15 protein-coding genes are annotated in these 18,669 nt (G+C 70.5%); 12 read left to right on the forward strand and 3 right to left on the reverse strand.

Annotated features, from left to right (window positions below; all coding sequences use genetic code 11):
* Positions 1 to 151: 151 nt before the first annotated feature.
* The 6 genes from secD to CACI_RS11760 all read left to right on the forward strand — a co-directional run bounded on the left by secD (position 152) and on the right by CACI_RS11760 (position 8,223).
* Positions 152 to 2,119: a protein translocase subunit SecD gene (gene secD / locus CACI_RS11735; RefSeq protein ID WP_049871548.1), complete on the forward strand. Its 1,968-nt coding sequence runs from the start codon at positions 152 to 154 to the stop codon at positions 2,117 to 2,119.
* A complete protein-coding gene (gene secF, locus CACI_RS11740) occupies positions 2,119 to 3,288 on the forward strand; it encodes a protein translocase subunit SecF (protein WP_012786568.1) in 1,170 nt (389 codons plus the stop codon). Before secD ends, secF begins: the two co-directional genes overlap by 1 nt.
* A gap of 99 nt (positions 3,289 to 3,387) precedes the next feature.
* On the forward strand, positions 3,388 to 3,951 hold the full coding sequence (locus tag CACI_RS11745) for an adenine phosphoribosyltransferase (RefSeq protein WP_012786569.1): 564 nt from the start codon (positions 3,388 to 3,390) through the stop codon (positions 3,949 to 3,951).
* Positions 3,952 to 4,853: 902 nt separating this feature from the next.
* The gene (locus CACI_RS11750; RefSeq protein WP_012786570.1) at positions 4,854 to 7,235 is read left to right on the forward strand and encodes a RelA/SpoT family protein; all 2,382 of its coding nucleotides are present in this window, start codon (positions 4,854 to 4,856) and stop codon (positions 7,233 to 7,235) included.
* 44 nt (positions 7,236 to 7,279) lie between these two features.
* Positions 7,280 to 7,540 carry a hypothetical protein gene (locus CACI_RS11755; RefSeq protein ID WP_223297518.1) on the forward strand — a complete coding sequence of 87 codons (261 nt, stop codon included), beginning with the start codon at positions 7,280 to 7,282 and terminating at the stop codon, positions 7,538 to 7,540.
* A 125-nt stretch (positions 7,541 to 7,665) separates the two neighbouring features.
* Positions 7,666 to 8,223 carry a hypothetical protein gene (locus tag CACI_RS11760; protein WP_143765207.1) on the forward strand — a complete coding sequence of 186 codons (558 nt, stop codon included), beginning with the start codon at positions 7,666 to 7,668 and terminating at the stop codon, positions 8,221 to 8,223.
* 146 nt (positions 8,224 to 8,369) lie between these two features.
* On the opposite strand, the gene CACI_RS11765 is transcribed toward CACI_RS11760, so the two are convergent.
* Complete coding sequence (locus CACI_RS11765; RefSeq protein ID WP_012786573.1) at positions 8,370 to 9,614, reverse strand: DUF349 domain-containing protein; 1,245 nt, start codon at positions 9,612 to 9,614, stop codon at positions 8,370 to 8,372.
* Positions 9,615 to 9,813: 199 nt separating this feature from the next.
* Positions 9,814 to 10,650: a peptidylprolyl isomerase gene (locus CACI_RS11770; protein WP_012786574.1), complete on the reverse strand. Its 837-nt coding sequence runs from the start codon at positions 10,648 to 10,650 to the stop codon at positions 9,814 to 9,816.
* A 245-nt stretch (positions 10,651 to 10,895) separates the two neighbouring features.
* Between CACI_RS11770 and CACI_RS11775 the strand changes: the two genes are divergently transcribed.
* From CACI_RS11775 to CACI_RS11790, 4 genes are all read left to right on the forward strand, one after another.
* Positions 10,896 to 11,591 (forward strand): MBL fold metallo-hydrolase, encoded by a 696-nt coding sequence (locus CACI_RS11775; RefSeq protein WP_012786575.1) that lies wholly within the window; start codon positions 10,896 to 10,898, stop codon positions 11,589 to 11,591.
* A gap of 17 nt (positions 11,592 to 11,608) precedes the next feature.
* Positions 11,609 to 12,871, forward strand: coding sequence for a histidine--tRNA ligase (gene hisS / locus CACI_RS11780; RefSeq protein WP_012786576.1), 1,263 nt, complete (start codon positions 11,609 to 11,611; stop codon positions 12,869 to 12,871).
* Positions 12,868 to 14,628 carry an aspartate--tRNA ligase gene (aspS, locus tag CACI_RS11785; RefSeq protein WP_012786577.1) on the forward strand — a complete coding sequence of 587 codons (1,761 nt, stop codon included), beginning with the start codon at positions 12,868 to 12,870 and terminating at the stop codon, positions 14,626 to 14,628. The genes hisS and aspS overlap by 4 nt, the downstream gene beginning before the upstream one ends.
* Positions 14,629 to 14,751: 123 nt before the next feature.
* Complete coding sequence (locus CACI_RS11790; RefSeq protein ID WP_012786578.1) at positions 14,752 to 15,510, forward strand: hypothetical protein; 759 nt, start codon at positions 14,752 to 14,754, stop codon at positions 15,508 to 15,510.
* Positions 15,511 to 15,607: 97 nt separating this feature from the next.
* Here CACI_RS11790 and yczE read toward each other — a convergent pair whose 3' ends face one another.
* Entirely contained in the window at positions 15,608 to 16,471 is an 864-nt protein-coding gene (gene yczE / locus CACI_RS52270; RefSeq protein ID WP_012786579.1) for a membrane protein YczE, read from the reverse strand.
* 93 nt (positions 16,472 to 16,564) lie between these two features.
* Here yczE and yczR point away from each other — a divergent pair, with 93 nt between their 5' ends.
* Positions 16,565 to 18,082 carry a MocR-like transcription factor YczR gene (gene yczR, locus CACI_RS11800; protein ID WP_012786580.1) on the forward strand — a complete coding sequence of 506 codons (1,518 nt, stop codon included), beginning with the start codon at positions 16,565 to 16,567 and terminating at the stop codon, positions 18,080 to 18,082.
* 25 nt (positions 18,083 to 18,107) lie between these two features.
* Positions 18,108 to 18,665 (forward strand): GNAT family N-acetyltransferase, encoded by a 558-nt coding sequence (locus tag CACI_RS11805; RefSeq protein ID WP_143765208.1) that lies wholly within the window; start codon positions 18,108 to 18,110, stop codon positions 18,663 to 18,665.
* Positions 18,666 to 18,669: the final 4 nt, after the last annotated feature.

Below are 18,669 nucleotides of genomic sequence, written 5' to 3' on the forward strand. Positions count from 1 at the left end.
CCAACACAAAAGGTTTCGCTACGGAAAACCTGTAAGGTCGCACCGCCGCCACGGGCCGTGAACTCCCGGTCCGGGTGGCGGGGCGGCGTGGGGTGTGACCGACGCGCCGGCGCCGGACACGACACGACACACGAAGAGACGGACGAATCCCTTGGCCGGATCGAAGGCTCCGCGGTCCCGGAACCGCAAAACGAGCCCATGGACCCCCCTGACGGCGCTGGCCGCCGTCATCATGGCGCTGGTCGGCACCATGATCGGTACGGGGCACCGCACCCCCCAGCTCGGTATCGACCTGGCCGGCGGCACCACCATGGTGATGACCGCACAGGGCAACAAGGCCCCGTCGACCGGCGACATGGACACCGTGCTGCAGATCATGCGCAACCGCGTCAACGGGCAGGGTGTGTCCGAGGCCGAGGTGACCAAGCAGGGCAACAACGCGATCGAGGTCGACCTGCCGGGCAAGAACTCCTCGGAGTTGCTGGCCCAGCTCGGCCAGACCGCGAAGCTCTACTTCCGTGTGGTGGTCGACCCCACCACGCTGCAGCTGCCGGCGCGCACCACCCCGGCGCCGCAGCCGCAGACGCCCGCGCCGTCCACGCCGAGCCCGACCGGCACGGCGACCTCGCCGTCCGGGTCGGCGAGCTCCACGCCGTCGTCCACCTCCTCGTCGAAGGCCAGCAGCTCCCCGTCCTCGAAGGCGAGCACTCCGGCCACGCCCTCGGGCACCGCGACGTCCACCCAGCACCGGGTCGCCGACTCCGGCCTGAAGGACGCCACCGGCAGCGGCGGCAGCACCGCCACGACGACGCCGAGCAGCACCGCGACGGCGACCGCGAGCTCCAAGAGCACCGCGTCCGCGCCCTCGACCCCGTCGTCGAACCCGTCCTCGGGTGCCTCCGCGCCGTCCTCCGGCGCCACGCCGGCGCCCAGCGCCTCCGCGAGCGCCCCGGCCAAGGCGCCCGACGGCACGGTCAAGGAGACCCAGCCCAGCGACCAGTCGGTCGAGCTGTACGAGACCATCGACTGCAACCACCCGCCGACGAACCTGGGCAGCATGTTCGCCGCCAACCAGTTCGCGGTCGGCTGTGACTACACCACCAAGGTGCCCTACCTGCTCGCCCCGGCCGACGTGGACGGCAAGGACCTGTCCAGCGCCTCGGCCAACCCGGTGACCGCCGGCGGCCAGAACCAGTTCCTGACCGGCGAATGGCAGGTGGACCTGTCCTTCAACAGCAAGGGCGCCAAGGACTTCGCCAACGTCTCCTCCCAGCTGGTCGGCACCGGCGGGCAGTTCGCCGTGGACCTGGACGGCCTGGTCTACAGCGCGCCGACCGTGCAGCAGCCGATCACCGACGGCAACGCCCAGATCACCGGCAACTTCACCCAGAAGACCGCCCAGAACCTGGCCGACGTGCTGAAGTACGGCGCGCTGCCGATCACCTTCAACGAGGGCAACGTCTCGCAGATCTCGGCCTCCCTGGCCGGCAACCAGCTCTCGGCCGGCCTGATCGCCGGCGGGATCGGCATGGTGCTGGTCATCATCTACCTGATCGCCTACTACCGCGGCCTGTCGATCGTGGCCATCGCCTCGCTGGCGATCTCCGGGATCCTGACCTACTCGCTGGCGAGCCTGCTCGGCCCGGCGATGGGCTTCCGGCTCTCGCTGGCCGGCGTCGCGGGTCTGGTGGTCGCCATCGGCATCACCGCGGACTCGTTCGTGATCTTCTTCGAACGACTCCGCGACGAGGTCCGTGAGGGCCGTACCCTGCGCACAGCCGTGGACCACGGCTGGGTCCGGGCCCGGCGCACGATCATCTCCTCGGACTTCGTGTCCTTCCTCGCCGCCTTCGTCCTGTACGAGGTCTCGATCGGCACGGTGAAGGGCTTCGCGTTCACCCTCGGTCTGACCACGCTGCTGGACATCGTCGTGGTGTTCATGTTCACCAAGCCGATCGTCACGCTGCTGGCCCGCCGGCGGTTCTTCAACGACGGCCACCCGTGGTCCGGCCTGGACCCGAACCGCCTGGGCGTCAAGAAGTCCCCGGGCATCCGCCAGACGATCGTCGACCGCCGTGCCGCAGCCCGCCAGGGCTCCGCGGAAGGGATGGAAGCCTGATGTCCGCCTCCAACAGCTGGGGCAACCGCCTGTACCGCGGCGAGGTCTCCTACGACTTCATCGGCAAGCAGAAGCGCTGGTACACCATCTCCGGCGCGCTTCTGCTCATCTCGGCCCTGTCCCTGCTGGTGTTCGGCCTGAACTTCACGCTGGACTTCCGGGGCGGTTCGCAGTTCGACATCGTCTCGCCCACGGCCAGCACCCAGACGATCCAGAAGAGTGTCAGCTCGATCGTCAAGGACCCCACGGTCCAGACGTCGAACGACAGCCAGGGCCGGCACGTCGTGGTCAAGACCACGCCGCTGAGCACCGACCAGCTGCAGAAGGTCCGCCAGGCGATCGCGACCGACGCCGGGAAGACGAAGGACCCGAACGCGGTCACCGTCACCCTGGTCTCCGGCTCCTGGGGGCATGAGATCACCCAGAAGGCGATCACCGGTCTGGTCGTCTTCGTGGCGCTGGTGATGCTGTACCTGGCGGTCTTCTACGAGTGGAAGATGGCGCTGTCCGGCATCATCGCGCTGGTCCACGACCTGGTGATCACCGCCGGCATCTACGCCCTGATCGGGTTCGAGGTCTCCCCGGCCACGGTCATCGGCTTCCTGACCATCCTGGGCTACTCGCTCTACGACACCGTCGTGGTGTTCGACAAGGTTCGGGAGAACACCAAGGGCTTGGGGACCACTAAGACCGACCTGAGCTACACCCAGTCGGCCAACCTGGCGGTCAACCAGACCCTGATCCGCTCGCTGAACACCTCGCTGATCGCGCTGATCCCGGTCGCGGCGCTGCTGTTCGCCGGCACCGTGGTCAGCGGCGGCGCGGGCGTCCTCCAGGACCTGGCGCTGGCCCTGCTGGTCGGCATCGCGGTCGGCACGTACTCCTCGATCTTCATCGCGACGCCGCTGCTGGCCGACCTGAAGGAGCGCGAGCCGGAGATGCGCGCGCTCAAGCGCAAGGCGTCCGGCGCGCAGGCGAAGGCCGCGGCGCGTGCTGAGCGCAACGCCGTGCCGACGCAGGACCGCCTCGGCGAGGAGTACCCGGGCGACCCGGAGGACTTCGAGGCGGCCGCCGCCGGGGAGCAGACCCGGGACGTCCCGCGCGGTCCGCGCAACCAGCCGGTGCGCGGCGACCGCGGCCGCAACCGGCCCAGCGGCAAACGGCGCTGAGGCGCGCCGGCGGTTCTGCTCCGCTCCGGTCCGCCGGCGCCGTCCATCGGCGCTGGCGGCAGGGGCGGTAGCGGTGAGAACCCAAGGTAAGCTCACTCGGTGAGCTTCCCCGAAAACCCCAGTGGCGAGGACCTGTCCAAGGTCCTCGCCACTCGCATTCTCGACGTCCCGGACTACCCGAAGCCCGGCGTCGTCTTCAAGGACATCACCCCGCTGCTCGGCGACCCGGAGTCGTTCGCCCTGGTGGTCGGGGCGATGGCCGAGCAGGTGCGCGCGGCCGGGGCGACCCGCGTCGCGGGGCTGGAGGCTCGCGGCTTCATCCTGGCCGCCCCGGTGGCGCTGGCGGCCGGCGTCGGCTTCGTCCCGGTCCGCAAGGCGGGCAAGCTGCCGCGCGCGACCTACCGCGAGGACTACGTACTCGAATACGCCACCGCGACCATAGAGGTCCACCGCGACGCCTTCGCCCCCGGCGAGCGCGTGATGATCGTCGACGACATCCTCGCCACCGGCGGCACCGCCGTCGCCGCCGCCAACCTGGTCCGCGACGCCGGCGCGGTACCGGTGGGACTGTCGGTGCTGATGGAACTGGACTTCCTCCAGGGGCGCCGGCGCTTCGCCAAAGCCGTCCCCGACGCCGGCATCGCCACGCTTCTGGCGGTCTGACCTGCTTCTTCCCGCGACCGGGAAACAACTTCCGCCAAGCGGTCGTTACACTGGGCGAACCCACTAGGTGAGAGGGGCCCCGCTTGGCGACGAAGGAGCAGGTCGGCACAACGCCCGGGACCGGTGCGAACGGCGACGGAGAAGCCACCCCGCACGGCACGGCCGCCCCAGGAAACGACGCTGCTGCGAAGTCGGCAAAGACGGGCCGCGGTAAGGGCCCCGCCTCCGGCACCACCGCGCGACCCGCGACGGCGGACCCCGCCGCCGCGAACAAGACCCCCGCCCCCGCTCCAGCCGCCCCTGGGCGCGCGCAGGGGTCAGGGCACGGCAAGAGCCAGGGACACGCGCCGAAGGCCGCTGCGGCTCCGACTGAGGCCGCTACCGAGGCCGCCACGCCGAGTACACCCGCTGTGCCCGCGCCGAAGTCTGCACCGAAGTCAGCATCGAACGAGTCGATGGTGCCCGCGCCGACTGCCTCGACCAGATCTGCCGCGGCTGAAGCTTCTTCTGCGCATGCCTCGCCGGCGCCTCACGCTCAGGCTGCGCCGAAGACCCCTGCTGCGCCTGCTCAGGCCGCCTCGCCCGAAGCCTCGTCTGCGCATTCACCGGTGCCCCACGCTAAGGCTGCACCGAAGACCCCCTCCGCACCTGCCTCACCAGCGCCGCATGCTCAGGCCGCGCCGAAGAATTCCTCCGCGTCTGCTCCTGCCGCCCCGCACGCGCCGACAGCGCGTGCCAAGGCTGCTCCCGCGCAGACCGCATCCGCGTCGCCCGCCAAGGCAGAGTCGGGACAGGCTGAGTCAGGACAAGCAGAGTCGGGACAGGCCAGCTCTTCGGCAGCACCCGCGCGCACAAACTCCCCATCCGCGCCCGCCGCCTCCCCCGCCTCCGCCGCGCCGTCCGTGCCCGCGCCCGCCGCACCTTCTGCGGCGCCCGCGGCGCTCCCCGCCGCGCCTCCGGTTCCCCTGACTCCCGGTGCCAAGTCCGGACCCTCCCGTCCCAGCTCCAGCCGTGTCCGCGCGCGCCTGGCCCGCCTGGGCAGCACGCGCAGCGGCGGGCCGCCGCCGGTCCTGGAGCCGCTGTTCAAGATCATCCGGGCCAACCATCCGAAGGCCGACCTCAAGCCCGTCGAGCAGGCCTACGCCGTCGCCGAGCGGCATCACCGCGGCCAGCGGCGCAAGAGCGGCGATCCGTACATCACCCATCCGCTGGCGGTCACCACGATCCTGGCCGAGCTGGGCATGGATGTGCCGACGCTGTGCGCCGGGCTGCTGCACGACACCGTCGAGGACACCGACTACTCCCTCGACATGCTGCGCAAGGACTTCGGCGACACCGTCGCGCTGCTGGTGGACGGCGTCACCAAGCTGGACAAGGTCAAGCTCGGGGAGGCCACGCAGGCCGAGACCGTGCGCAAGATGGTCGTGGCGATGGCCCGGGACATCCGGGTGCTGGTGATCAAGCTCGCCGACCGGCTGCACAACATGCGGACCATGCGGTACATGAAGCGGGAGAAGCAGGAGAGCAAGTCCCGCGAGACGCTGGAGATCTACGCCCCGCTGGCGCACCGGCTGGGGATGAACACGATCAAGTGGGAGCTGGAGGACCTGGCGTTCGCCATCCTCTACCCCAAGATGTACGACGAGATCGTGCGCCTGGTCTCCGAGCGCGCGCCCAAGCGCGAGGAGTACCTGAGCCAGGTCATCGACGCGGTGCACGGCGACCTGCGCGAGGCGAAGATCCGCGCGACCGTCACAGGCCGGCCGAAGCACTACTACTCGGTCTACCAGAAGATGATCGTGCGCGGCCGCGACTTCGCCGACATCTACGACCTGGTCGGCATCCGGGTCCTGGTGGACTCGGTGCGCGACTGCTACGCGGCGCTCGGCGCCATCCACGCGCGGTGGAACCCGGTCCCCGGCCGGTTCAAGGACTACATCGCGATGCCGAAGTTCAACATGTACCAGTCCTTGCACACCACGGTGATCGGGCCCGGCGGCAAGGCCGTGGAGCTACAGATCCGCACCTTCGCGATGCACCGCCGCGCGGAGTACGGCGTCGCGGCGCACTGGAAGTACAAGGAGGACGCGGTCGAGGGCGCCCGCAACCCGACCAACGGCGCCGGGACCGCGAACCCCGGCGGCGACATGGCCTGGCTGCGGCAGCTGCTGGACTGGCAGAAGGAGACCGCGGACCCGAACGAGTTCCTGGACGCGCTGCGCTTCGACCTGTCCACCGCCGAGGTCTACGTCTTCACGCCCAAGGGCATGGTGATGGCGCTGCCGTCCGGCTCCACCCCGGTCGACTTCGCCTACGCGGTCCACACCGAGGTCGGGCACCACACCATCGGCGCCCGCGTGAACGGCCGCCTGGTCCCGCTGGACAGCAGGCTGGACAACGGCGACGTGGTGGAGATCTTCACCTCCAAGGCGCCGAACTCCGGGCCCTCGCGTGACTGGCTGGGCTTCGTGGCGTCCCCGCGCGCCCGCAACAAGATCCGCCAGTGGTACACCAAGGAACGCCGCGAGGAAGCGGTCGAGCAGGGCAAGGACCAGCTCGCCAAGGCCATGCGCAAGCAAGGGCTCCCGCTCCAGCGCCTGATGACCTCCGAGTCCCTGGCCACCGTCGCCCACGACCTCCGCCACGCCGACATCAGCGCCCTGTACGCCGCCATCGGGGAGGGGCACGTCTCGGCGCAGCACGTCGTCCACCGCCTCCTGCACCTGCTCGGCGGCGAGGAGGGCGCGACCGAGGACATGGCCGAGGCCACCGTCCCGGGCAACATCGAGAAGCTCTCCCGCCGAGGCCAGGCCCGCCCCGCCGGCGACCCCGGCGTCCTGGTGAAGGGCGCCGACGACATCTGGGTCAAACTCGCCCGCTGCTGCACCCCCGTCCCAGGCGACGACATCATCGGCTTCATCACCCGCGCCTCCGGCGTCAGCGTCCACCGCGCGGACTGCACCAACATCGAATCCCTGGCCGCCCAGCCCGAACGGATAGTGGAGGTGTCATGGTCGCCCGGAGGGGCGTCCATGTTTCTCGTCGCGATCCAAGTCGAAGCGCTAGACAGATCCCGCCTCCTGTCCGACGTCACCCGCGTCCTGTCCGACCAACACGTCAACATCCTCTCCGCCTCCGTCACCACCAGCCGCGACCGCGTGGCCATCTCCCGCTTCACCTTCGAGATGGCCGACCCGGCTCACCTCGGAGCGGTACTGAAGGCAGTGAAGGGCGTCGAAGGGGTCTTCGACGTCTACCGGGTGACGAGCGCGAAGCACGCTTAAGTCTTTCCGTACTCTTTGGGCCGGCCGGCCCGATCTGGAGGCAGATGATGGCGATGGATCTTTCCTTCTACCGCTCGCCGTTCTCGCGACAGCTTCGCGCTGAGGGCCATGCCGAAGGAGTCGCTGAAGGAGTCGCCGAGGGGCGTATCGCGAGTCTGCATCGGATTCTGAACAAGCGGGGCATCTTCATCACCGAAGAGCAGCGTGTCCAGTTGTACGCCTGCACCGACCTCGATCAACTCGATGCCTGGCTCGATCGCGCGGCTATTGCCACTCAGGCGTCCGAGGTCTTCGACGCCGGCTGACTCGGCAGGAACAGGTGAGCATTATGCTCACGGTGCCTCACAAGGCGTTTCGGGCGTTCGCAACGTTTTGGGCAAGCGCACGATTCGGTCTACAACCGGGACGCCGTGATCGCTAAGGTGTCCGGGTGCGGAGTCGAGTCCCGGCGCGGGTGACGTTGTCCCCGGCGCGCAAGGGGTTGATCGCGGCGGTGGCCGCGCACCTTGTCGCGTTGGTGGGGCTGTTGGTCACCGCGCAGTGGGATCGGGCGGCGTTGTGGGTGGTCGCGGGCGGGTTCGCGGTGCTGGCGGTGGGGTTGCCGTGGATGCTGATGGCGTTGTGTGTGGACTACGTCGGGGATCCGGCTGCCTGGCGGCGGACGGTCGTGGTGGACGGCTTCGCCACCAGTGAGGGCTACACGGTGCCGCCGCATCCCTCGGACGAGAGCTATGTCCTGCACCGGGTCTATGAGTTCACGACGCTGCGCGGGGAGACCCGTCGTGCCGGCAGCCGTGCCACGTTCCCCGAGGCGCCCGACGGACGGATCCGCCTGCGCTACGACCCCCGGCGGCCCACCCGGATATGGCCCGCGCGGATCGCTCCCGGGACGGCTGCCGCCGGTGCCGTCGTCACGGTCCTGATGCTCACCGCCGCAGCCTTCGCCTTGGCCGGTGCGATCGGATTCGGGCTGTCGAGCTGGACATAGGGATCACAGAAGGGGCGACAGACCCCTAGGGGGCAACCCCTAGCGGCGTTGAGCCACCCAACGCAGGTGGAGAACTTCCAACTCCCGCAAAGCAATCCGGGCGCCTTCCAAAGGGAAGACGCCCGAACTACGAAACAACCAGAACCTCAGCGCGTGAACTCCGCCAGCGCCTTCTCCGCCTCGGCCAGCCACTCCTGCCGAGCGGCGATCGAAGCCTCCGCCTCCGCGGCCTTCTTCTCCTGCCCCGCAGCGCGCGCCTTGTCGGCCTGCACCTGCAGCTTCTCCAGCACCGTGCGCAGCTGCTCCACCGTCGCCTCCGCGCGGGCCCGCTTCTCCGGGTCCTTGCGGGAGAGTTCCGCTGCCTCCGCCTCGGCGACGGCGCGGTCCACGGTGTGCAGGCGGCCCTCGATGCGCTGGCGGGCGTCGCGGGGGACCGGGCCGATGGCCTCCCAGCGCTCGTTCAGGGAGCGCAGGGCGGTGCGGGCGGCGCGGTGGTCGGTGATCGGGAGCAGGGCCTCGGCCTCGACCACCAGGAGCTCCTTGGCGGCCAGGTTCTCGCGCTCGGCGCCGTTGCGCTCGTCCAGGATGGCGTTGCGGGCGGCGAAGAAGGTGTCCTGCGCGGCCTTGAAGCGCTTCCAGAGCTCGTCCTCGACGTCGCGCTGGGCCCGGCCGGCGGTCTTCCACTCGCTCATCAGGTCGCGGAAGCGGCCGGCGGTGGGGTTCCAGTCGGTGGAGTCCTGCAGCGCCTCGGCTTCGGCGATCAGCTGCTCCTTGTGCGCGCGGATCTCCACGCGCTGGGCGTCGAGCTCGGCGAAGTGCTGCTTGCGGCGCTTGGCGAAGGCCGAGCGGGCCTGGGACAGCCGGTGCCACAGCTCGTCGTCGGTCTTGCGGTCCAGGCGCGGAGCGGCCTTCCACTCGTCCAGCAGCACCTTCATGCGGTCCCCGGCCACGCGCCACTCGGTGGAGGCCGCCAGGCGCTCGGCCTCCTCGGCCAGCGCCTGCTTGGCGCCGCGGGCCTCGGCCTGCTGCTGCTCGCGGACCGCGCGGTGCTCGGCCTTGCGCTGCTCGGCCAGTTCCACCAGGCCGTCCAGCCGGGCCAGCAGGCCCTCCAGGTCGCCGACCGCGTTCGCGCCGGAGATCGACTCGCGGAGCTTGCCGATCTTGTCCAGCGCGTCCTTCGGGGACGGCGCGGAGGGACCGCTCTGCTTGAGCCGGTTGGCGATCAGGTCGACCTCGACCTTGAGCCCGTCGAACTTGCGCTGGTAGTACGCCAGCGCCTCGTCCGGGGACCCCGCCGCCCACGAGCCGACCTGCCGCTCGCCGTCGGCGGTCCGGACGTAGACGGTGCCGTCCTCGGCGACCCGGCCCCAAGCCTCGGTTGCCTCGCCCACGATGAGCCTCCAAGTTCTGCTGGACCGGGGTGTCTGCGGACCGGTCCGCCACATACACCTGCACGGATCCGGGTCCCGGTCGTCCAGTGGGAAACAATAGCGCGGACCGTCCCGATGAGGGGACGGCCCGCGTCACGTTCCGGAATCGAACCGCTGTTCCTCGGGCCAGTTCGGGCCCGCAGGGGTCCGCACGCCGGAGCTACTTGATCGTCACGCTCTTGATGGTGACCGTCTGCTTCGGCTTGCCGTCGCCGGCGCCGTTGGAGTCGTCCTCGCCGGCTGCCGCGATCTTGGTGACCACGTCCATGCCGGCGGTCACCTTGCCCCAGGGGGTGTAGTTCGCCGGCAGCGGGGAGTCCTTGAAGCAGATGAAGAACTGGCTGCCGTTGGTGCCCGGGCCCGCGTTCGCCATGGCGATCGTGCCGGCCGGGTAGGTGGCGCCGGTCAGGTTCTCGTCCTGGAACTGGTAGCCGGGCCCGCCGCTGCCGGTGCCGCTGGGGTCGCCGCACTGCAGCACGAAAATGCCGGAGGTCACCAGGCGGTGGCAGGTGGTGTTGTTGAAGTAGCCCTTGCCGGCCAGGTACTTGAAGGAGAACGTGGTGTACGGCGCCTTCGTGGTCAGCGCGTCGAAGGTCATGTCGCCGGAGTTGAAGGCGATCGTCGCGCTGTACGGCTTGGCCGCGTCGGCCGCGTTGTACGTCGGCACGCCGACGTCCTTGGACGCGTTGCCGGTCTTCTGGTAGCCGATCTGCTCCGGGCTGGAGCTGGTCGGCGCGGGCGAGGACGGGGCGTCCGTGGCCGAGGATGTGTCCGAGGGCGAGGACGTCGGCGCCGAGGCTGCCGCGGAAGTCGTCCCGCTCTTGTTGCCGCTGGTCGCGACAGCGACACCGACTCCGATCCCGACCACCGCGACGGCGGCGACGATGGCCGTGATCACGTTGCGCTTCTTGGCCGTCGCCTGCTGCTGCGCCAAGCGGGCCTGGACGCGCTCGTACCGGGCGCGCTCGAGCTCTCGCTGACGGTCCTTGCTGGTCACCGATTCGCCTCCGGTTGTGGTCGGCCGTGGCCGGCCGAGGTCATCTCAGGTCCACACTGTGTGATCGAGCTTTCAGCCGCACAGTGTACGGTGCGTTCCCTAGAAATCACCTGTGAGCTTCCAATGAGTTCGCAAAGGGACCGGCGCCCCCGGTAGCCTGCGTAGGGAACCTCTTTCGACCGCATCGATCGTTCGGTCCGGCCCACGCGGCGACCGACCGGTTCGACCAACCCTGTGGGGCGCGCGTGCTTGTCGCCGGATTCCCAGCCGGAAGCCTGGGTGCGAACTGCTATCTCGTGGCGCCCGCCGCCGGCGAGCAGTGCGTGATCATCGATCCCGGCGAGGACGCCGTCCCCGGGGTCGAGGACGCCGTCCGGGAGCACGGGCTCCAGCCGGTCGCGATCCTGCTGACCCACGGCCACGTCGACCACACGATGAGCGTGGTCCCGGTCTGCGGCGACTACGGCGTCCCGGCCTACATCCACCCCGGCGACCGCGAGATGCTCACCGACCCGCAGAAGTGGCTGGGCATCGCACCGGGCACGAAGGTCTTCGGACAGTCGAAGTTCGTCGAGCCCTCCGACGTCAAGGAGCTCACCGACGGCGTCGTGCTGAACCTGGCCGGTCTGGAGATCACCGTCGACCACACCCCGGGCCATACCAAGGGCTCGGTGACGTTCCGGACTCCCGAGCAGCAGGACATCCCGCAGGTGCTCTACACCGGGGATCTCCTGTTCGCCGGAGCGGTCGGCCGCTGGGACCTGCCCGGCGGCGATCGCGACGAGTTGCTGGCGTCACTGGCCCGCGTCTGCCTGCCGCTGCCGGACGAGACCGTCGTCCTGTCCGGCCACGGCCCCCAGACCACGATCGGCCGCGAGCGCGCCACGAACCCGTTCTTGACGGAAGCCGCGCCGCTGTCGGTCAAACCCCGCGGCTTGTAGGGATACCCACACACACCATGAGCAAGTTCCAGAACGCGCCGGGCACCTTCGACCTGCTCCCGCCGGACTCGGCCGCCTTCCTCGGCGTGCGCGAGGCGATGACCGCGCCGCTGCGCGCCGCCGGCTACGACTACATCGAGACGCCCACCTTCGAGTCGACCGCGCTGTTCAAGCGCGGCGTCGGCGAGAGCACGGACATCGTCACCAAGGAGATGTACTCCTTCACCACCCGCGGCGGCGACGACGTCACCCTGCGCCCCGAGGGCACCGCCTCGGTGCTGCGCGCCGCCCTGCAGGCGAACCTGATCCGCGGCAGCCTGCCGGTGAAGCTGTGGTACTCCGGCTCCTTCTACCGCTACGAGAAGCAGCAGCGCGGCCGCTACCGCCACTTCTCCCAGGTCGGCGCCGAGGCCCTCGGCGCGGAGGACCCGGCGCTGGACGCCGAGCTGCTGATCATCGGCGACGACATCTACCGGGGTCTGGGCCTGACCGAGTACAGCCTGCTGCTGAACTCCCTCGGCGACCAGAAGTGCCGTCCGGTCTACCGGGAGAAGCTGCAGGAGTTCCTGCGCGGCCTGGACCTCGACGAGGAGACGCGCAAGAGGGCTGAGATCAACCCTCTGCGAGTCCTCGACGACAAGCGCGAAGCGGTCCAGAGGCAGCTCACCGGAGTCCCGCTGATCAGCGACAACCTCTGCGAGGAGTGCCGGGCCTACCACGAGGAGGTCCGCCGCCTGCTCACCGCGGCCGGCGTGAAGTTCCTCGACGACCCGAAGCTGGTCCGCGGCCTGGACTACTACACCCGCACCACCTTCGAGTACGTGCACAGCGGCATCACCGGCTCGCCGACCGCGATCGGCGCCGGCGGCCGCTACGACGGGCTGTCAGAGGAGCTGGGCGGGCCGAGCCTGCCGAGCGTCGGCTGGGCGCTCGGCGTGGACCGGACCGTCCTGGCGCTGCACGCCGAGGGCCGCGAGGTGGCCGCCGGCGACCAGCTGGACGTCTTCGCGGTGCCGCTGGGCGACCAAGCGCGCGAGGTGCTCTTCGAGCTGGTCACCACGCTGCGCCGGTCCGGCGTCGCGGCCGACTTCGGCTACGGCAGCAAGGGCATCAAAGCCGCGATGAAGGCCGCCGACCGCTCCGGCGCGCGCTACGCGCTGGTGCTCGGCGAGCGGGACATCGCGGAGAACATCATTCAGATCAAGGAACTGGCGACCGGTGAGCAGGAGTCTGTCTCCTTCACCGACATCGTCACGACGATTCAGGAGAAATTGAAGTGATCCGCACCCACGAGGCTGGGACGCTCCGCGCGTCCGATGCCGGTACCACCGTCACGCTGGCCGGGTGGGTCGCCCGGCGGCGCGATCACGGGGGCGTCACCTTCCTGGACCTGCGTGACGCGTCGGGCTTCGTGCAGGTCGTGGTTCGCGAGAGCGAGTCCGTGCACGACCTGCGCAACGAGTACTGCGTCGTGGCCACCGGCGAGGTGCGCGTGCGCCCCGAGGGCAACGAGAACCCGGACCTGCCGACCGGCGCGATCGAGGTCGTCGTGGACACCGTCGAGGTGCTCTCGCCGGCCGCGCCGCTGCCGTTCCCGATCGACGAGCACAAGAGCTCGAACATCAACGAGGAGATGCGGCTGAAGTACCGCTACCTCGACATCCGGCGCGAGCCGATGGCCCGGGCGCTGCGCATGCGCTCCAAGGCCACCAAGGTCATCCGGGACGTCATGGAGGAGCACGGCTTCCTCGACGTCGAGACCCCGACCCTGACCCGCTCCACCCCCGAGGGCGCGCGCGACTTCCTGGTGCCGGTGCGCCTGCAGCCGGGCACCTGGTACGCGCTGCCGCAGTCCCCGCAGCTGTTCAAGCAGCTGCTGATGGTCGCCGGCCTGGAGCGCTACTACCAGATCGCGCGCTGCTACCGGGACGAGGACTTCCGCGCCGACCGGCAGCCGGAGTTCACGCAGCTGGACGTCGAGGCCTCCTTCGTCGACCAGGAGGACATCCTGAGGATCGGCGAGGCGATCGTGGCCGCGGTGTGGAAGGAGACGCTCGGCGTCGAGATCCCGCTGCCGCTGCCGCGGATGAAGTACCACGAGGCGATGGACCGTTACGGCTCGGACAAGCCGGACCTGCGCTTCGGCCAGGAGCTCACCGAGCTGACCGAGTACTTCGCCGGTACCGAGTTCCGGGTGTTCCAGGCGCCCTACGTCGGCGCCGTGGTGATGCCGGGCGGTGCGGCCCAGACCCGCAAGGAGCTGGACGGCTGGCAGGACTGGGCCAAGGCGCGCGGCGCCCGCGGGCTGGCGTACGTGGTCATCGACGCCGAGACCGGCGAGCTGCGCGGCCCGGTCGCCAAGAACCTGTCCGAGGCGCACCTGGCCGGGCTGGCCGACAAGGTCGGCGCCAAGCCCGGCGACGCGGTCTTCTTCGCCGCCGGCAAGCGCACCGCCTCCCAGGAGCTGCTGGGCGCGGCGCGCCTGGAGATCGGCCGGCGCGGCGCGCTGATCGAGGAGAGCGCGTGGAAGTTCCTGTGGGTCGTGGACTTCCCGATGTTCGAGCCGATCGAGGACGCCGCGGGGGAGCAGACCGGCTGGCACGCGGTGCACCACCCGTTCACCGCGCCGACCGCCGAGAGCTTGGACACCTTCGACAAGGACCCCGGCTCGGCGCTGTCCAACGCCTACGACATCGTGCTCAACGGCACCGAGCTCGGCGGCGGGTCGATCCGTATCCACCGCAAGGACGTGCAGGAGCGCGCCTTCGACGCGATCGGGCTGTCCCAGGAAGAAGCGCAGTCGCAGTTCGGCTTCCTGCTGGAGGCCTTCAACTACGGCCCGCCGCCGCACGGCGGGATCGCCTTCGGCCTGGACCGCCTGGTCGCGCTGCTGACCGGCGCGGACACCATCCGCGACGTGATGGCCTTCCCGAAGACCGCCACCGGCGGCGACCCGCTGACCGGCGCCCCGGCGCCGATCACGGCGGCGCAGCGCAAGGAGGCCGGCGTGGACGCGGTGTACGAGGCCAAGAAGTAAGCCGATAGCGAGCGGGTGGTAAGCCGGTACTAAGCCGGTAGCAAGCGGGTCAACCGAGGGCGGGCCGGGCGTGATCCCGGCCCGCCCTTGTTGTCGGTCGCCGAACCCTGATTGACTTGTCGCATGCCTGTGGTGACCGGAGTACTGGCCGATTACGCACGCGGAGAAGCCTCGGAGAGCGACGTGGTGCGCGCACTGCTCGCCCACGACGGCTGGTACGCCCCGATGCTGTGGCTGGACGAGACCTTCCCCGACCGCAAGGTCTACGACAGCATGATCCCGACACCGGCCCTCGGCCAGGCGCCGGCGCCCGGGGACCTGTGGCTGTTCACCGACGCCGGCCAGGTGGACGCGGCGATCCAGGCCGGTGCGGCCTTCGCCGCGGCCGGCGGCCCGGTCTCCGGCGTCGACGTGTTCGGCGCGCTGACCCGGAACGTCACCGAGATCCGGGTGAACCCGGCCGGTCCGGGGGTGCACGGCTGGTCGGTGGGCATCGACGACGCCGTGCTGGACTTCCTGGCGCGGTGGATCAGCGCCCTGCAGATCGAGACCGCGCTGAACGACAGCGCCGAGGACCTCGGCATGCGGCTGGCCGCCTTCGAGCACTACGTCGTCCCGGTCGACGACACCGGCCGGCCGCGCGTCGTGGCGTTGCTGAAGCCGCCGGGCAACTACGTCATGGCGTTCACCGCGCCGGACCTGTATACCGCGCACCAGAAGCGCGACCCCGGGGTGACCGGCGCCGCGGACATGTCCGCCGCGACGCTGTTCCAGCTCGCGGACTATGACGGCGTGGACGGCGTGGTGCTGGACATGAAGGAGTCTGATTCCTTCATCCTGCCCCAGGACCTGTGCGACGCGGTGCTGAAATTGATCGGTTAGGCGGTTCAGCAAGCTCAGTAGCTCTCAGCGGCTCGGCAGACCTGAGCAGCTCTTAGCCGTACTCGCACGCGCAGCAGATCTCACCAGTCCCGCAAGCTCAGCAGCAGTTCTCTGATGCCAGCGCTCCCGCTCCTGCCCCCGCCGCCACCCGAGGCCGCTTCTCGGCCTTCTCCACCCTCTCCGCCTTCGCCGTCCGCTCCGCCGCAGCGCCATCCTTCGGCTTGATCGCCAGCAGTGGGATGAACCGGTGCGCCAGCGGGCCTATCAGCAGGGCGTAGGCGGCGGTGCCGATGCCCACCGTGCCGCCGAGGAGCCAGCCGACGGACAGGACCGTGAGCTCCATCGAGGTGCGGACCACGCGGATCGAGTGGCCGCGGGCGGCGTAGCCGGTCATCACGCCGTCGCGCGGGCCGGGACCCATGCCGGCGCCGATGTAGGCGCCGGTCGCCACGCCGTTCAGGGCGATGCCGGCGAGCATCTCGCCCCAGCGCAGCCACCAAGCGTGCGGGGTCGGCATCCAGGCCATCGCGCCGTCCATCGCCAGGCCGACCACGACCACGTTGCTGAGCGTGCCGAAGCCGGGCTTCTGCCGCAGCGGGATCCAGAACAGCATCACCGCCACGCCGACCAGGATCACCGTGGTGCCGACCTGCAGACCCAGGTGCTTGGCCAGGCCCTGGTGGAAGACGTCCCAGGGGTTGGCGCCGAGGCCGGACATCAGGATCATGCCGTCGCTGACGCCGTACAGGACCAGCCCGAGCTGGAGCTGGACCATGCGGTGCGCGCGGCGGTCGCGGGGGATCAGGGCCCAGAGCCAGGCCAGGGCGGCTCGAGCCGCGGCGCCGACCGGCAGCGGATCGGCGATCCGGTCCTCGTGCCGCCCGAGCATCGCGCGCTCGGCCTGGTCGCCGGCCACGGCGGCGGGGTGGGACACGCGCTCGGCGGGCACCGTGCTGGTCATGCTGGCCTCCCTCAGGATTGCCCTTGCGGGCCACTTCCCCCAGGATGGAGGTGAAGTGGCCCGCTTCTGTAGGGCCAATCTAGGGAGGGTGGCATGGCGGCTCCGCTGGAACTGGCGACGACCGACCGCACGGTGGGCAGCACGCGCTTGGCGCGGCTGGTCCGCGAGGTCTCGCATCTGGGTACTGCCGAATCGGCCGCCGACACGGAGCGCCGCCCGGCCTACCGCGCGCTGGCGCACACGGTCCGGGCCCTGATCCTGGACGGCCGCATCGCGCTGCGCACCCGGGTCCCGGCCGAGCGCGACCTGGCCGCCGCTCTGGGCATGAGCCGGACCACCGTCACCGCCGCCTACGACCTGCTGCGCGAGGACGGCTTCCTAGAAAGCCGGCGCGGCTCGGGCACCTGGACCACGCTCCCGCCCGGCGCCGGCCCGAACGTCTCCGGCGGCTGGCTGCTGCCCGCGCAGCCCGGCTCCGCCGACGTCGCCATCGACCTGTCCTGCGCTTCCTTCGGCATGCCCGGCGCGCTGATGGCCGAGGTGCTGGCCGAGGTCTCGCCGACCGTCTCGGCCCTGACCGCGGACACCGGCTACTACCACGCCGGCTGGCCCGAGCTGCGTGAGCTGATCGCCGAGCGCTACGTCGAGCGCGGCCTGCCGACCACGCCGGACCAGATCGTCATCACCTCCGGGGCACAGCACGGCAACGTGCTCGCGCTGGGTCTGCTGTGCGGACCGGGGGACCGGGTCGTGGTGGAGAGCCCGACCTACCCGAACAGCGTCGAGGCGATGCGCCGGGCCCGGCTGCGGCCGGTCCCGGTGCCGGTCGGCGAGGACGGCATCGAATGCGACGTGCTGGCCGCGCAGTTGCGGCAGGCGGCGCCGCGCGTGGCGTACCTGATCCCGGACTTCCAGAACCCGACCGGCACGCTGATGTCGCCGGAGCGCCGGGCCGAGGCCGCGGAGGCGGCGCGCGCCGCCGGGACCTGGATCATCAACGACGAGACGGTCTCGGACATGGCGCTGGACGTCCCGGCGCCGACGCCGTTCCCGGCCTCGGTCTCGCGGGCGGCCGCCGAGCAGGTGATCAGCGTGGGCTCGATGTCCAAGAGCCACTGGGGCGGCCTGCGGATCGGCTGGATCCGGACCACCCCGCGGATGGCCACCGAGCTGGCCGGGCAGCGGGTGGCGATGGACATGGCCGGCTCGGTGCTGGACCAGATCATCGCGGTCGCGCTGCTGCGGCGCGGTTGGGGCTTCGTCGAGGAGCGGCGGGAGCGGCTGCGGCGGCAGCGGGCGGCGCTGGAGGAGGCGCTGACCGCCGAGCTGCCGGACTGGTCGTGGCGCCGGCCGCCGGGCGGGCTGTCGCTGTGGGTGGACCTGGGCGAGCCGTCGTCCTCGGAGCTGGCCGGGCGGGCCGCGGCGTTCGGCGTGCGGCTGGTCGGCGGGCCGCACTTCGGCGTGGACCCCGGGACGTTCGAGCACCGGGTGCGGATCCCGTACACGCTGCCGGAGCAGACGCTGCGGGACGCCGTGCGGCGGCTGGCGGCGGCGTTCCGGTGCGAGGCGGCGCTGCCACCGGTATCCGACGAAAACCTGTGGGTGGCCTGAGCCCGACTGAGCCATGATCGGCTCTGTGGACACCTATCTCGAGACCGACCGCCTGTATCTGCGCTGCTTCACGGCCGACGACGCCGACCTGCTGATCGAGCTGGACAGCGACCCGGCCGTGATGCGCTACCTGACCGGCGGCAAGCCGACTCCGCCGCAGGACGTCCGGGAGCGGATCCTGCCGGCGATTCTGGCGGGCTCGGAGAAGTGGGACTACCGGCTCGGCTTGTTCGCCGCGCACGAGAAGGACGGCGAGGCCTTCATCGGCTGGTTCATCCTGCGCCCCAAGGCCGAGGGACCTCTGGACGAGGTCGAGCTGGGATACCGGCTGCGTCAGGCCGCGTGGGGCAAGGGGTATGCCACGGAGGGCTCGCAGGCGTTGCTCCGCAAGGCGTTCACCGAACTCGGGGTGCGGCTTGTCTGGGCCGAGACGATGTTCGTGAACAGCGGTTCGCGCAACGTGATGGAGAAGCTGGGGCTGGCGCACGTGGCGACGTTCTTCCCCGAGCTGGAGCCGATCGAGGGCTCCGAGCACGGGGAAGTCCGCTACGAGCTGACAGCGGAGCAGTGGTCTCGGCGGTAGCCGG

It is taken from the genome of Catenulispora acidiphila DSM 44928, from assembly GCF_000024025.1.
GTDB lineage: Bacteria > Actinomycetota > Actinomycetes > Streptomycetales > Catenulisporaceae > Catenulispora > Catenulispora acidiphila.

Coding starts and splice junctions, on each gene's coding strand:
- secF (WP_012786568.1), top strand. CDS start 2,119: ATGTCCGCCTCCAACAGCTGGGGCAACCGCCTGTACCGCGGCGAGGTC.
- CACI_RS11755 (WP_223297518.1), top strand. CDS start 7,280: ATGATGGCGATGGATCTTTCCTTCTACCGCTCGCCGTTCTCGCGACAG.
- yczR (WP_012786580.1), top strand. CDS start 16,565: ATGGCGGCTCCGCTGGAACTGGCGACGACCGACCGCACGGTGGGCAGC.
- CACI_RS11790 (WP_012786578.1), top strand. CDS start 14,752: ATGCCTGTGGTGACCGGAGTACTGGCCGATTACGCACGCGGAGAAGCC.
- yczE (WP_012786579.1), bottom strand. CDS start 16,471: ATGACCAGCACGGTGCCCGCCGAGCGCGTGTCCCACCCCGCCGCCGTG.
- hisS (WP_012786576.1), top strand. CDS start 11,609: ATGAGCAAGTTCCAGAACGCGCCGGGCACCTTCGACCTGCTCCCGCCG.